Annotated in this window: 12 protein-coding genes; 6 read left to right on the plus strand and 6 right to left on the minus strand. The window is 69.8% G+C overall.

Going from position 1 to position 13,649, the window contains the following annotated elements:
* Positions 1 to 9 precede the first annotated feature (9 nt).
* The 5 genes from treS to BJY20_RS13480 all read left to right on the plus strand — a co-directional run bounded on the left by treS (position 10) and on the right by BJY20_RS13480 (position 6,019).
* The gene (gene treS, locus BJY20_RS13460) at positions 10 to 2,259 is read left to right on the plus strand and encodes a maltose alpha-D-glucosyltransferase (RefSeq protein WP_185992002.1); all 2,250 of its coding nucleotides are present in this window, start codon (positions 10 to 12) and stop codon (positions 2,257 to 2,259) included.
* 223 nt (positions 2,260 to 2,482) lie between these two features.
* Positions 2,483 to 3,064, plus strand: a complete 582-nt coding sequence (locus BJY20_RS13465; protein ID WP_185992615.1) for an ATP-dependent Clp protease proteolytic subunit — start codon at positions 2,483 to 2,485, stop codon at positions 3,062 to 3,064.
* 31 nt (positions 3,065 to 3,095) lie between these two features.
* Entirely contained in the window at positions 3,096 to 3,770 is a 675-nt protein-coding gene (locus BJY20_RS13470) for an ATP-dependent Clp protease proteolytic subunit (RefSeq protein ID WP_281366045.1), read from the plus strand.
* 200 nt (positions 3,771 to 3,970) lie between these two features.
* A complete protein-coding gene (clpX, locus tag BJY20_RS13475; protein ID WP_185992003.1) occupies positions 3,971 to 5,248 on the plus strand; it encodes an ATP-dependent Clp protease ATP-binding subunit ClpX in 1,278 nt (425 codons plus the stop codon).
* 21 nt (positions 5,249 to 5,269) lie between these two features.
* Positions 5,270 to 6,019 carry a hypothetical protein gene (locus BJY20_RS13480; RefSeq protein ID WP_185992004.1) on the plus strand — a complete coding sequence of 250 codons (750 nt, stop codon included), beginning with the start codon at positions 5,270 to 5,272 and terminating at the stop codon, positions 6,017 to 6,019.
* Here the strand turns inward: BJY20_RS13480 and valS are convergent.
* Positions 6,000 to 8,621, minus strand: a complete 2,622-nt coding sequence (valS, locus tag BJY20_RS13485; RefSeq protein WP_185992005.1) for a valine--tRNA ligase — start codon at positions 8,619 to 8,621, stop codon at positions 6,000 to 6,002. The two genes, BJY20_RS13480 and valS, sit on opposite strands and share 20 nt — an antisense overlap.
* A 78-nt stretch (positions 8,622 to 8,699) precedes the next feature.
* On the opposite strand from valS, the gene BJY20_RS13490 reads away from it, so the two are divergent.
* The gene (locus BJY20_RS13490; protein WP_185992006.1) at positions 8,700 to 9,467 is read left to right on the plus strand and encodes a lysophospholipid acyltransferase family protein; all 768 of its coding nucleotides are present in this window, start codon (positions 8,700 to 8,702) and stop codon (positions 9,465 to 9,467) included.
* Positions 9,468 to 9,476: 9 nt separating this feature from the next.
* Here the strand turns inward: BJY20_RS13490 and BJY20_RS13495 are convergent, their stop codons facing one another.
* The 5 genes from BJY20_RS13495 to BJY20_RS13510 form a co-directional block, all read right to left on the minus strand.
* Positions 9,477 to 10,016, minus strand: a complete 540-nt coding sequence (locus BJY20_RS13495) for an NUDIX hydrolase family protein (RefSeq protein WP_185992007.1) — start codon at positions 10,014 to 10,016, stop codon at positions 9,477 to 9,479.
* Positions 10,017 to 10,077: 61 nt separating this feature from the next.
* On the minus strand, positions 10,078 to 10,857 hold the full coding sequence (locus BJY20_RS13500) for an ECF transporter S component (RefSeq protein ID WP_185992008.1): 780 nt from the start codon (positions 10,855 to 10,857) through the stop codon (positions 10,078 to 10,080).
* Positions 10,854 to 11,024 (minus strand): hypothetical protein, encoded by a 171-nt coding sequence (locus tag BJY20_RS16175; protein ID WP_246297159.1) that lies wholly within the window; start codon positions 11,022 to 11,024, stop codon positions 10,854 to 10,856. The genes BJY20_RS13500 and BJY20_RS16175 overlap by 4 nt, the downstream gene beginning before the upstream one ends.
* The gene (locus BJY20_RS13505; RefSeq protein ID WP_246297160.1) at positions 11,011 to 12,510 is read right to left on the minus strand and encodes an ABC transporter ATP-binding protein; all 1,500 of its coding nucleotides are present in this window, start codon (positions 12,508 to 12,510) and stop codon (positions 11,011 to 11,013) included. The genes BJY20_RS16175 and BJY20_RS13505 overlap by 14 nt, the downstream gene beginning before the upstream one ends.
* Entirely contained in the window at positions 12,507 to 13,643 is a 1,137-nt protein-coding gene (locus BJY20_RS13510; RefSeq protein ID WP_185992009.1) for a CbiQ family ECF transporter T component, read from the minus strand. The genes BJY20_RS13505 and BJY20_RS13510 overlap by 4 nt, the downstream gene beginning before the upstream one ends.
* Positions 13,644 to 13,649: the final 6 nt, after the last annotated feature.

The following is a 13,649-nucleotide window of genomic DNA, read 5'->3' on the forward strand; positions in this document are numbered from 1 at the left end:
GTTGGCGCCATGAGCGAGCTCGACGACGATCCGCCCGAGGCACCCGAAGCGCTCGAGGTCGAGGACCCCGGAGAGCCCAACTTCGCCCGGATCTTCTTCCCGGCACGGCCGAAGGCCCTGCGTCCCCGGGCCCGGCTCCGCTCCCAGGCATCGCCCTCGTCGGCACAGCAGCGCTCGGGCGATCCGGTCGGGTCCAACCCGGTCTACGTCGACTGGCTGCGCAGTCAGTCGATGCTCCAGGACGCCAAGGACATCTCCAACCAGTTCAGCGGTCTGGGCTCCATGTGGCAGAACCCCTACGCCCGCCCCGACCCGCGGGCGGCGGTGCAGACGGCCTCGGTGTGGTTCACCGCCTACCCGATCTCGATGATCACCCGACGCGGGGAGTCCTTCCTCGCCACACTCGCCGACCCGGAGCTGTGGGCCGCCTTCGAGCAGATCGGCATCCACGCGGTGCACACCGGACCGGTCAAGCGAGCCGGAGGTCTGTCCGGGTGGAACCCGACGCCGAGCGTCGACGGGCACTTCGACCGCATCGGGACGCACATCGACGACCTCTTCGGCACCGAGGAGGACTTCCGGGAGATGTGCCGGGTCGCCGCCGAGCACGAGGGCACCGTCATCGACGACGTCGTCCCGGGACACACCGGCAAGGGTGCCGACTTCCGTCTCGCCGAGCTCGGCGTGGACGACTACCCGGGGATCTACCACATGATCTCCATCCCTGCCGATGAGTGGCACCTGCTCCCGGAGGTCCCCGAGGGCAGGGACTCGGCGAACCTCGACGAGGTCGACGAGATGGCCCTCACGGAGGCCGGACACATCATCGGCGAGCTGCAGCGGGTGATCTTCCACGTGCCGGGGGTCAAGGACACCAACTGGTCGGCCACGGCGCCGGTCACGGGTCCCGACGGCGTGACCCGCCGCTGGGTCTACCTGCACTACTTCAAGGAGGGGCAGCCCTCGGTCAACTGGCTCGACCCCACCTTCGCCGGGATGCGCCTGGTCATCGGGGACGCCCTCCACAGCATCGGCGACCTGGGCTCCGGGGGTTTGCGGTTGGACGCCAACGGCTTCCTCGGGGTGGAGCGCACCCTCGAGGTCGGCCCGGCCTGGTCCGAGGGGCACCCGCTCTCGGAGGCCGCCAACCAGCTCATCGGCTCGATGGTGCGCAAGGTGGGTGGCTTCACCTTCCAGGAGCTCAACCTCTCGATCGAGGACATCAGGGACACCGCGGCCGGCGGCGCCGACCTGTCCTACGACTTCATCACCCGGCCCGCCTACCACCACGCGCTCGCCACGGGGGACACGGAGTTCCTGCGGCTGACCCTGCGCGAGGCGCAGCGCCTGGGCGTCGACGCGGCCGGGCTGGTGCACGCGCTGCAGAACCACGACGAGCTGACCTACGAGCTCGTCCACTTCGCCAGTCGCCACCGCGAGGACGTCTACACCTTCCGCGAGGAGGAGGTGACGGGGGAGGAGCTGGCCGAGACGGTCCGCGGGGAGCTGACCGACGCGCTGACCGGGGACGCAGCTCCCTACAACCTCGTCTTCACGACCAACGGCATCGCCTCGACGACCGCGTCCGTGATCACCGCGGCGCTGGGGATCACCGATCTCGACACCATCACCGACGAGCAGGTCGAGCAGGTGCGTCGTGCCCACCTCCTGCTCGTGATGTTCAACGCACTCCAACCCGGCGTCTTCGCGCTGTCGGGGTGGGATCTCGTCGGGGCGCTGCCGATCGCGGCGGAGGAGATCGAGGGTCTCCTGCACGAGGGCGACACGCGGTGGATCCACCGGCCGGCCTACGACCTGCTCGACGTCGCGCCGGACGAGCAGGGGTCGACGTCAGGCATGCCCCGGGCACGCAGTCTCTACGGACCGGTCGACCGACAGCTGCAGGAGCGCGACTCCTTCGTCACCCGCCTGCGCGAGATCCTCCACCTGCGCGGCTACTTCGCGATCGCCACGACCCGTCAGGTGGACATCCCCGACGTCGCCCACGAGGCGATGCTCGTCCTGGTGCACGAGTACGAGCAGGTCCCCGGACAGCTGCAGGTGACCGTGCTCAACTTCTCCGCCGAGCCGGTCGCCGGGACGGTGATCAGCGAGTGTCTCGAGCCCGGGTCGCGCCTGATGGACCTGGGTGACGGGTCGGCGTTCGGCGAGGTGGACCAGCTGCACGGCTTCCACGTCGAGCTCGATGGCTTCGCCGGTCTCGCCCTCCTGGTCAGCCCGCCCGAGCAGGCGCCGTGAGCGAGCTGCCTGGTGTGCGCAGCCACACCCCCTTCGCTGCATGCGTTGCGCTCACGGCGAACACGTACCGAGGACGGGAAACAGTCCGGGCCGACGAGCGTTAGGGTCAGTGAAAAGGACAGTCAGGTACAGGCCATTGATCGAAGGCACCGCCGTCACGGCGGAGAAGCGAGTGAGCGTGAGCAACAGCAGCGAGATCGTCGCGGCCGGCCCGCAGGGCGGGATGGGACTCGACGACCACATCTACCAGCGCCTCCTGAAGGAGCGCATCATCTTCCTCGGGTCGGACGTGCGCGACGACAACGCGAACGCCATCTGCGCCCAGATGCTGCTCCTGGCCGCGGAGGACCCCGAGCAGGACATCTGGCTCTACATCAACAGCCCCGGTGGTTCGATCTCTGCGGGCATGGCGATCTACGACACGATGAAGTGGATCCCCAACGACGTCGCCACCGTCGCGATGGGTCTGGCCGCCTCGATGGGCCAGTTCCTCCTGTCGGCCGGCACGCACGGCAAGCGGTACGCGACCCCGCACGCACGGGTGATGATGCACCAGCCCTCGGGTGGCATCGGTGGTACGGCCTCCGACATCAAGATCCAGGCCGAGCAGATGCTGTTCGTCAAGACCCAGATGGCCGAGCTCATCGCCGAGCACACCGGGCAGACGCAGGAGCAGATCCACATCGACTCCGACCGTGACCGTTGGTTCGGCGCGCAGGAGGCCAAGGAGTACGGCTTCGTCGACCACGTCTTCGAGCGCTCCGATCAGGCCGGTCGCGGGGACGCCAACCCCGTCAGCGACTGAGCCCCTTCCCCGCGAGCCACCAGGAGACACCATGAACTTCGACCCCCAGCTCCGTACCAATCAGCCGGGTGGCGCCCCGATGCGTCCCGGCCCGTCGAACCGCTACGTCCTGCCGCAGTTCGAGGAGCGCACCTCGTACGGCATGAAGCGCACGGATCCCTACACCAAGCTCTTCGAGGACCGGATCATCTTCCTCGGGGTGCAGGTGGACGATGCCTCCGCCGACGACGTCATCGCCCAGCTGCTCGTGCTCGAGTCGATGGAGCCCGAGCGCGACATCCTCATGTACATCAACAGCCCCGGCGGCTCGTTCACGGCCATGACGGCGATCTACGACACGATGCAGTACATCCGTCCGGACATCCAGACCTTCGTCATCGGCCAGGCGGCGTCCGCGGCTGCCGTGCTCCTGGGCGCCGGCACGCAGGGCAAACGCTTCGCCCTGCCGAACGCCCGCGTGCTCATCCACCAGCCGGCGCTCGCCGGCGGTGAGTACGGCCAGGCCAGCGACATCGAGATCCAGGCCAACGAGGTGCTACGGATGCGCACCTGGCTCGAGGAGACCTGGGCGAGCCACTCGGGCAAGACCGCCGCGGAGGTGCGCGAGGACATCGAGCGCGACAAGATCCTCTCCGCCGAGGAAGCCAAGGAGTACGGCCTCATCGACGAGGTGCTCAGCCCACGCAAGGCCTCCCTCGAGGACTGAGCGACCACCAGCACGAGGGGCCCCGGACCACCGGGGCCCCTCGTGCTGCTCGGGCCCGGTCACCACCGTTGCGCTCATAGCGGACAAGGAGGACGTGCGCCCGTCCGGGGGTGTCGAATGGGGGTCGAGACACCCCGTTTGGGTACCGTCGACACACAGGCGACCGGACGGGTCGACCCACCAGGCAGAGAGGACCGGACGTGGCACGAGTCGGAGAGAGTGGCGACCTGCTGAAGTGTTCCTTCTGTGGCAAGTCGCAGAAGCAGGTCAAGAAGCTCATCGCCGGTCCGGGCGTGTACATCTGCGACGAGTGCATCGACCTGTGCAACGAGATCATCGAGGAGGAGCTGACCGACTCCGGTGACCTCGGCCTCGAGGAGCTGCCCAAGCCGCGCGAGATCTTCGACTTCCTCGAGACGTACATCGTCGGTCAGGACAAGGCGAAGAAGGCGCTGGCGGTCGCGGTCTACAACCACTACAAGCGCATCCAGGCCGACGACGGTGCTGCGGCCAAGCGCGACGAGGACCACGTCGACATCGCCAAGTCGAACATCCTGCTCATCGGCCCGACCGGGTGCGGCAAGACCTACCTCGCCCAGACGCTCGCACGGATGCTGAACGTCCCCTTCGCCATCGCCGACGCCACGGCACTGACCGAGGCCGGTTACGTCGGCGAGGACGTCGAGAACATCCTGCTGAAGCTCATCCAGGCGGCCGACTACGACACCAAGAAGGCCGAGCAGGGGATCATCTACATCGACGAGGTCGACAAGGTCGCCCGCAAGTCGGAGAACCCCTCGATCACCCGGGACGTCTCCGGTGAGGGCGTGCAGCAGGCGCTGCTGAAGATCCTCGAGGGCACGACCGCTTCCGTCCCGCCGCAGGGTGGACGCAAGCACCCGCACCAGGAGTTCATCCAGATCGACACCACGAACGTCCTCTTCGTCGTCGGCGGTGCCTTCGCCGGCCTGGAGAAGATCATCGAGTCGCGCGTGGGCAAGAAGGGGCTGGGCTTCGGCTCCGAGCTGCACAAGTCCACGGACCTGGCCGAGGCGATCACCGAGGTCATGCCCGAGGACCTGATGAAGTTCGGCCTCATCCCGGAGTTCATCGGGCGCCTGCCGATCATCACCACGGTCAGCCCGCTCGACCGCGAGGCCCTGGTGGAGATCCTGTCCGAGCCGAAGAACGCACTGGTCAAGCAGTACCGCAAGATGTTCGACATCGACGGCGTGGAGCTGGAGTTCACCGATGATGCCCTCGAGGCGATCGCCGAGTCCGCGATCGCCCGCGGGACCGGTGCCCGCGGTCTGCGTGCGATCCTCGAGGAGGTGCTCCTCCCGGTGATGTTCGACGCCCCGAGCGACGAGGGCATCAAGCAGATCGTCGTCACCGAGGAAGTCGTGCGCGACAACGTCCTGCCGACGATCGTGCGTCACGAGGAGAGCGGCAAGCGCAAGCACAAGCGCTCCGCCTGACCCACCTGACAGGATGGACGGGTGAGCGCACCCTTCCGGTTGACGACCGGGTCATCGGGCCCTCGACAGCAGAGCCCGACGACCTGTGGCTCGGCGTGCGCGACCGTGGCGCGGATGCTCGTCGACGCGCCCTTCGCTCGGTGGGTCGTCCATGGTGAGGGGCACCCGGTCCCCGGCGCGGAGGGCAGCACGCAGGCCGAGCGCTTCGCGTCCTGGGAGCGCACCGTCCAGGCCCGCACGAATGGCTGGGCGACCCCGGGCGGGGGACTGGCCATGGCTTGGCCGCGGGCTCTGGGGACACCTCCGTGGGGCCTGAAGCACGAGCTGGAGCACGGTTCCTCACGGGTCGGGACGCGCTATCGGCTGGTCTCGGTCCGTGGCCACTCGCAGGAGTCGCTGCGCGCCCGGTACCGACGGCTGACCGACCTCGTCGTCGACGGGGAGCCGGCTGCCCTCTACGTGGGAAACACCCTGCTGCCGCGCCACATCGTCCTCGTCGTCCCGGGTGCACGTCCCGGCGAGCTGATGGTGTACGAGCCGAGCTCCGGCCGGGTGCTGGCCCTGGCCGAGGACGCGTTCGCCCGGCGACGCCTCGACCTGGGCGGCTGGCCGGTCCCATGGATCCTGATCCAGCCCACCGGGCACCGTCGGGCGGGCGCCGGGGTGCCGGCCACGGCCCCGTGGCGGGTGCCGCAGCTGAGTCCCGATCCGACTCCGGAGGCGCTGCGCCGGGCGCCGGTCGGGGGGACGCTCAGTTCTTCTTCGGCTTGACGAAGGGGATGAGCTCGACGTCGCGCAGCTCGATCTCCTCGCCCTCGGCATGCCCGAAGGACCCGGTCAGTCGCCCCGCGCTGCGCAGGTCGGCCTCACCGACCCGGACGAGCTCGGCCGTTCCGGCCGGGGCGACGAGCGTGGCCGAGGTGACCTCGCTGCGCATGCCGACCTTGGCATCGGACTTGGCCTTGCGGACCTGGCCGAGGGCCTCGCCGACGGCGCCGAGGACGGCCGGGTTGCCGCCGGTAGGAAGCTCGTCGGCGGTCGGCCAGGTGGCGCGGTGCACCGAGCCCTCGTGCCACCAGGACCAGACCTCCTCGGTGGCATAGGGCAGGATCGGCGCGAGCAGGCGCAGCAGGGCATCGAGCGCCAGGCGCAGGGCGGCGCGCGCGGAATCCGTTCCCGCCGGGTCCCGTCCGTCCCCGCCGTGGGCACGGTCCTTGACCAGCTCGATGTAGTCGTCGCAGAAGGTCCAGAAGAAGGTCTCGGTCACCGAGAGGCTGCGCGTGTAGTCCCAGCCCTCGAAGCCGGCCGTCGCGTCGGTGATCACCCGGGCGAGCCCGGCGAGCATCGACTGGTCCAGCGGGTTGGTCACGGCGGCCACGAGGTCACCCTCGACGGTGCCGAACCCGAGCGCGAACTTGCTCGCGTTGAGCAGCTTGATCGCCAGTCGGCGGCCGATCTTCATCTGACCGGTGTCGTAGGCGGCGTCGGTACCCAGGCGCCCGGAGGCGGCCCAGTAGCGCACCGCGTCGGCGCTGTGCTCGACGACGACGTCCTCGGGCGTGACGACGTTGCCCTTGGACTTGCTCATCTTCTTGCGGTCGGGGTCGAGGATCCAGCCCGAGATCGCGGCGTTCTTCCAGGGGGCGCTGCCGTGCTCGAAGTGCGCACGCACGACGCTCGCGAAGAGCCACGTGCGGATGATGTCGTGTCCCTGTGGGCGCACGTCCATCGGGAAGACCTTGTCGAAGAGGTCGCTCTCGCCGCGCTCGGTGCCCAGCCAGTCGCCGGCGATCTGCGGCGACAGGGAGGAGGTGGCCCAGGTGTCCATGACGTCCGGGTCACCGGTGAATCCACCCGGCTGGTCGCGCTGGTCCTGGGTGTACCCGCTCGGCACACTCGCCGTCGGGTCGATCGGCAGCTGCGACTCCTGGGGCACGAGGGGTGACTCGTACTGCGGCTCGCCGTCCGCGTCGAGGGCGTACCAGACGGGGATCGGCACGCCGAAGAAACGTTGGCGGGAGATCAGCCAGTCGCCGTTGAGGCCGGCGACCCAGTTCTTGTAGCGCGCCTTCATGAAGTCCGGGTGGAAGGCGATCTCATCGCCCCGGGACTGGAGGGTCTCGTTGAGCTGCGCGTCGCGGCCGCCGTTGCGGATGTACCACTGGCGCGAGGTGACGATCTCCAACGGCTTCTCACCGCGCTCGTAGAAGTTCGCCTTGCGTTGGGTCTTCTCCGGCTCGCCGATGAGGTCGCCGGACTCGATCAGGGCGTCCACGACGACCTGGCGGGCGGAGTGGACGGTCTTGCCCGACATCTCCTGGTAGACCCGCGTCCCGGTCGCGGATGCGACCCAGCCGGGAACCTCGGCGGCGATCCGTCCGGCGCGGTTGACGACCGAGCGGGTCGGCAGCTGCAGCTCGCGCCACCAGATGACATCGGTGAGGTCACCGAAGGTGCAGCACATCGCGATGCCGGCGCCCTTGTCCATCTCGGCGCCGCGGTGGGCGACGACCGGGACCTCGACCCCGAAGATCGGGGACGTGACGCTCGAGCCGAAGAGCCCCTGGTAGCGCTCGTCGTCCGGGTGCGCGATCAGCGCCACGCACGCCGGCAGCAGCTCGGGACGGGTGGTCTCGATGTGCACGGGCCCGCTCGGGCCGTGGAAGGCGATGCGGTGGTAGGCGCCGGGGTGGTCGCGGGCCTCGAGCTCGGCCTGGGCGACCGCGGTCTGGAAGGTGACGTCCCACAGGCCCGGGGCCTCGGCGGTGTATGCCTCACCGCGGGCGAGGTTGCGCAGGAAAGCCGTTTGGGCCGTCGCGCGGGAGTGCTCGTCGATGGTGCGGTACTGGATGTTCCAGTCGAGGCTGAAGCCCAGCCGACGGAAGAGGGACTCGAAGGCCTCCTCGTCCTTGACCGTCAGCTCGTCGCACAGCTCGATGAAGTTCTGCCGGCTGACCGTGACCTGGTCGGCGGCCTTGATCGTCTTCGTCGTCCCGGCGAAGGGGGGAGTGAAGTCCGGGTCGTGGGGCAGCGAGGAGTCGCCCCGGACGCCGTAGTAGTTCTGCACCCGCTTCTCCGTCGGCAGGCCGTTGTCGTCCCACCCGATCGGGTAGAAGACGTTGAACCCCTGCATGCGCTTGTAGCGCGCCATGCAGTCGGTGTGGGTGTAGCTGAAGACGTGCCCCATGTGCAGCGACCCGCTCGCGGTCGGCGGAGGGGTGTCGATGGAGAAGACCCGCTCGCGCCCACCAGCCTTGTCGAAGGCGTACGTCTCCTGCTCGCGCCATACCGCTGCCCACTTCTCCTCGAGCCCGTCGAGGGAGGGACGCTCCGGGATGCGGGCGGCGTCAGGGGCCAGGGAGTGCTCGGTCATGAGCCGAATCTTCCCATCCGCGCCGACTGCGCTGCCAGTCGGGGCCACCCTCGGGCGCAGACGTCGTACTCTGTCGGCATGCGTGCACCCGAGCCCTTGTACCGGTTGATCATCATCGTCGCCCGGGCCCTCTTCCTCATCAACGGTTACCGCTTCACCATGAAGGGTGAGGCCCACGTCCCGCGCCGTGGTGGTGCCGTCATGGCGATCAACCACACCGGGTACATGGACTTCGTCTTCGCGGGGCTGGGTGCCCGCAAGAGCAAGCGGTGGGTGCGCTTCATGGCCAAGAAGTCGATCTGGCAGCACAAGGTCGCCGGCCCGATCATGCGCGGCCTGAAGCACATCCCGGTCGACCGTCACGCCGGCGCCGGCGCCCTCGTCGAGGCGACCCAGCGGCTGCGTCAGGGACAGATCGTCGGTGTCTACCCGGAGGCGACGATGTCCCGTTCCTTCGAGATCAAGGAGTTGAAGTCCGGCTCCGCACGCATGGCCCAGGACGCCGGCGTGCCGATCCTGCCGACCATCGTCTGGGGGGCGCAGCGCATCTGGACCAAGGACGTGCCCAAGCGGCTGGGCCGGACCGGCACGCCGATCCACATCACGATCGGGGACCCCATCCACATCGGCCCGGACGACGACGTCGCCGAGGTGACCACCCACCTTCGCGAGGTGATGAAGCGGATGCTCGACGAGACCATCGCTGCCTACCCGGAGCCGACGGGGGAGGCGCTGCGCTTCCACCCGGCCCGCCTCGGCGGCACGGCACCGACGTACGAGGAGGCCCACACCAAGGACTTCAGCGACATGCGTCGCAAGAAGGACCAGTTCAGCAGGAAGAAGTAGGCGGGCGGCTCAGAAGCCGCTGTGCCCCAGGTGCGCCAGCGCCTGCTGGAGCAGCGCGCCGTGCCCTCCGGCCATCTCGGCCTGCAGACCGGTCTCGCCGGCCTCCTCCGGCGTGAGCCACGCGAGGTCGAGGGCGTCCTGCTGCGGGGCGCAGTCACCGCGTACCGGCACGATGTAGCTCAGCGCGACCGCGTGCTGGCGCGGGTCGTGGAAGGGCGTGACCCCCGGCGTGGGGAAGAACTCCGCGACGGTGAAGGGCACCGGTGATGCGGGCACCGACGGCAGGGCCATCGGTCCGAGGTCCTTCTCGAGGTGACGCACGAGGGCGTCGCGCACCTGCTCGTGGTAGTTGACCCGCCCGGCGATCAGCTCACGATCCATCGTCCCCGTGTCCGAGGCCCGTAGGAGTAGCCCGACGCGGGTCACCGAGCCGTTGTCGGCCACGCGCACGGGGACGGCCGCGACGTAGAGGATGGGCACCCGTCCGCGGATGTTGTCCAGGTCCTCGCGGCTGAGCCACGCTTCATGTCGGTCGAGGTCCGTCGGCATGGTCGCGATTCTCGCAGACACCGCAGTTGTGTGCTTCGCGTGGGCCCCGGTGGGAAGGCCGTCACCGTGGGGAGAAGGAGGCCCGGCGGGCGGAGCGGCGCAGTGCGGCGAGGATCGGCCGCCCGGTGAGGGAGATGAGCACGACGTTCGTCAGTGACCGCCCGAGGTCCCACCCCAGTGAGGTGGCGAGCGAGAAGGCGAAGAAGCGGGTCAGGTTCTCCCGCACCGGATCACCGGGGACGAAGGAGAGCGACTCCTCGCCCTGGACGGTGAAGGGCCAGAAGGAGAAGTTCAGTGCGACGCCGTAGAGCAGACCCGTGACGGCCCCGTAGGTGCAGAGCAGGGCGATCTCGCCCGCCCCGCGCAGGCGCGGGAGCATCCCTGCCCCGAGACCGACCCACGCCGCAGCCAGCATCTGGAAGGGCAGCCACGGCCCGACGCCGGCCGTGAGCAGGGCGCTCGATGCCAGCGTCGTCGCGCCGAGGATGAAGCCGAACCCCGGCCCGAAGACCCGTCCGGCGAGGATGAGCAGGAAGAAGACCGTCTCGAGGCCGGCGGTGCCCGCCCCGAGGGGGCGCAGGGCGGCACCGACCGCAGAGAGCACCCCGAGCATCGCCACCGCCTTCGTGTCCAGTCCGCCGTCGCTGACCTCTGCGAGGACGACCGCGAGGACACCGACGAGGATTCCGGCGAATACGAGCGGAGCATCGCCGGAGTGGGCCAGTGCCGCATCCTCGGAGATGAACAGGGGCCAGAGGAAGGCGACGATCCCGGCCACGCTGGTCAGGCCGATCGCGACCAGTGCTCGGGGGCGCAACTCGATCGCCGTCGAGCGACTCATGAGAGGTTCCCTTCGCCCGTCCGCCGTGCGGCCAGCGCGGCCCGGACGTCATCCACGGTGAGCAGCGGCGCGGGCGCGAGGACCTTGGCGACCTGTGGGGCGAAGGCGGGGGAGGAGACGACGACCTCGGCCGTCGCGCCGTCGGTGATGACCTCACCGTCGGCCATGATGACGACTCGGTCGGCGGCCTCGGCGACGAACTCCACGTCGTGGGTCGACAGCAGGACCGTGCGTCCGCGGGCGGCGAGGCCCTGCAGGGCCCGGTGCAGCGCACTCTTGGCGGTGTAGTCCAGGCCTCGGGTCGGCTCGTCGAGCAGGAGAACCGGGGGGGTCGGCTGTGAGCTGGACGGCCAGCACGAGGGCCAGTCGCTGCCCCTCCGACAGGTCGCGCGGGTGCCGATCGGTGGGGATGCCCGGTGCGATCTGCTCGAGCAGATCGGCGCAGGTGCCGTCGGTGACCGCGGAGTCGGCATCGGCACGCGCGCACTCCGCGCCCACCGTCTCGAGATAGAGCAGGTCACTGGCCGTCTGGGGCACCAGCCCCACCAGCTCGCGGCGCTCGGCCGGCTTGAGCTGTGCTGGGTCGAGGTCGCCCTCCGGGGCCGTGACGGACACGGTGCCCCGGGTCCGGGCCCCGGAGCCCTGCAGAGCCCACAACAGGGAGGACTTGCCGGCCCCGTTGCGGCCCATGAGTGCGGTGATCGTCCCGGGCCGCAGCGCCAGGTCGATGTCGTCGACGGCGACCAGCCGTCCGTGGGTGACGGTGACCCCCTTCGCCTCGAGACCACCGGACCGAGCCGGCGGGGGAGTGGGGGGCGCCACCTCACCGAGCTGACGGCGCAGCGGCCCGGCAGCCCGGCGAGCATCCCGCACGGACAGGGGCAACGGGGACCAGTGCTCCAGCCGCCCCAGGTCGACCACGGGCGGCGCGACGCTCGAGCGCGCCATGATCTGCGCCGGGCTGCCGTGCTCGACGCGTCCGTCGGCGACGTGGACGACGGAGTCGGCGTGGTGGATGACGCGCTCGATCCGGTGCTCCGCGACGACGACGGTCGTCGACAGGTCGTGCACGAGTCTGGAGATCGCGGCGAGCACGTCCTCCGCGGCCGTCGGGTCGAGTGCGGACGTCGGCTCGTCGAGCACGATGATCTGGGGGTGCTGGGTCAGCACGGAGCCGATGGCCACCCGCTGCTGCTGGCCCCCCGAGAGGTCGCGCAGCGGCGCATCGCGCAGCTCTGCGATGTCCATGACGTCCAGGACTTCCTCGACCCGGCGGCGCATCGTCGCGGGCGGCAGGCCGAGCTGCTCCATGCCGTAGGCCAGCTCGGTCTCCACGTGCTCGGTGACGAATCCGGCGAGCGGGTCCTGCCCGACGACCCCCACGACATCCGCGAGGTCGCGCGGGCGGTGGGTGGCGGTGTCCCGTCCCGCGACGAGCACGCGACCGTCGAGGTGGCCGCCGGTGAAGTGCGGCACGAGGCCGTTGATCGCCTGCAGCAGCGTCGACTTGCCGGAGCCGGTCCGGCCGATGACGAGGACGAGCTCGCCCTCCTCGACCGCCATGTCGACCCCGGTCAGCGCCGGGGTGGCGGCACCGTCGTAGGTGATCGTCACGTCCTCGAAGAGGATCGAGTGGTCCGGCGCCCAGGTCATGCCGGACTCCCTTCGCTCTCGCAGGGGTCCACGCGGCGTCGCGGCCGGTCACGCACCCGGGCCAGCGGGGGTGGTGGGGTGAGCACTGCGGGGAGTGCGGCGACGAGCAGGCCGGCAGTCATCAGCCACGGCAGTGGTGGTGGCCCGATGGGGTTCAACGGCATCGTCAGCGCACTCGGCTCGCACCTCAGGCTGGCGAAGGCGGCGGCTGCGGCGAGCAGCCCGCAGGCCGCGGTGAGAGTCTCCGGCGCCCGCCACGGTGACGGGCGGTACACCGTGCGGGAGACGGCCTTCGAGCCGAGGGCCAGGCCCAGGCCGCCGAGGCCGATGCCGACGAGGAGGAGCGGAAGGCCGACCCAGTCCGGGCTCTCCCGGTCGAGCAGGCCATAGCTGCCGACGGACATCCCGAGCAGGCCGCCGAGGGTGAAGATCCCGGTCAGATGGTCCTGACCGCGCGAGACCTCACCTCGTCGCCCGTACCCACGGGAGTCCATCGACGCGGCCAGGGCCATGGACCGTTCGAGGGTGTCCTCGAGGACGGGCATCGCGACGCGGCGAAACGCGCGCAGTCCGCGGGCGGAGTCCCCGCGCAGCAGGCGTGCCCGATGCACCCGCTTGACCGACTGGGCCAGCTGCGGGGCGACGCTGATCGCGACGATGACGGCCGTGCCGATCTCCTGCAGGGCACCGGGCAGGGCGGCGAGCATCCGCTTCGGGTCGGCCAGCGCATTCGCCGCACCGACACACAGGATCATCGTGGCCAGCCGCATGCCTTCGAAGACCGCGGCGAGCAGACCCTCGAGGCCGACGTCACCGAGCAGGTTGATACCCGAAGCCCAGCTGGGCAGCTCGATCAGCGGCAGCGGCAGGATCGTGATCTCGCCCCACTTCAGGCCGACGAGGACGTGCAGGATGACGCGCAGTCCGATGATGAAGGCCCCGAGGACGGCGTAGAGCTTGAATGCGCGGGCCCACGGGGAGTCCGAGCGCCGACTGACCACGACGAAGGTGACCACCCCGGCCGCGATGAGCAGCACGAGCGGGTTGGTCGTCTGCGACACCGCCACTGCGAGTCCGATGGCCCAGAGCCACCAGGCCCCGGGGTGCAGCGCTCGGGGGGTCGACGAGGACACGAAGAG

This window comes from Janibacter cremeus (assembly GCF_013409205.1).
In the GTDB taxonomy this organism is placed as follows: Bacteria; Actinomycetota; Actinomycetes; order Actinomycetales; family Dermatophilaceae; genus Janibacter; species Janibacter cremeus.

What these genes read in the sequence shown, in the direction of transcription:
- treS (WP_185992002.1), top strand. Translation starts at nt 10, where the DNA reads ATGAGCGAGCTCGACGACGATCCGCCCGAGGCACCCGAAGCGCTCGAG.
- BJY20_RS13465 (WP_185992615.1), top strand. Translation starts at nt 2,483, where the DNA reads ATGGGACTCGACGACCACATCTACCAGCGCCTCCTGAAGGAGCGCATC.
- BJY20_RS13470 (WP_281366045.1), top strand. Translation starts at nt 3,096, where the DNA reads ATGAACTTCGACCCCCAGCTCCGTACCAATCAGCCGGGTGGCGCCCCG.
- valS (WP_185992005.1), bottom strand. Translation starts at nt 8,621, where the DNA reads ATGACCGAGCACTCCCTGGCCCCTGACGCCGCCCGCATCCCGGAGCGT.
- BJY20_RS13490 (WP_185992006.1), top strand. Translation starts at nt 8,700, where the DNA reads ATGCGTGCACCCGAGCCCTTGTACCGGTTGATCATCATCGTCGCCCGG.
- BJY20_RS13495 (WP_185992007.1), bottom strand. Translation starts at nt 10,016, where the DNA reads ATGCCGACGGACCTCGACCGACATGAAGCGTGGCTCAGCCGCGAGGAC.
- BJY20_RS13500 (WP_185992008.1), bottom strand. Translation starts at nt 10,857, where the DNA reads ATGAGTCGCTCGACGGCGATCGAGTTGCGCCCCCGAGCACTGGTCGCG.
- BJY20_RS16175 (WP_246297159.1), bottom strand. Translation starts at nt 11,024, where the DNA reads ATGGCCGACGGTGAGGTCATCACCGACGGCGCGACGGCCGAGGTCGTC.
- BJY20_RS13505 (WP_246297160.1), bottom strand. Translation starts at nt 12,510, where the DNA reads ATGACCTGGGCGCCGGACCACTCGATCCTCTTCGAGGACGTGACGATC.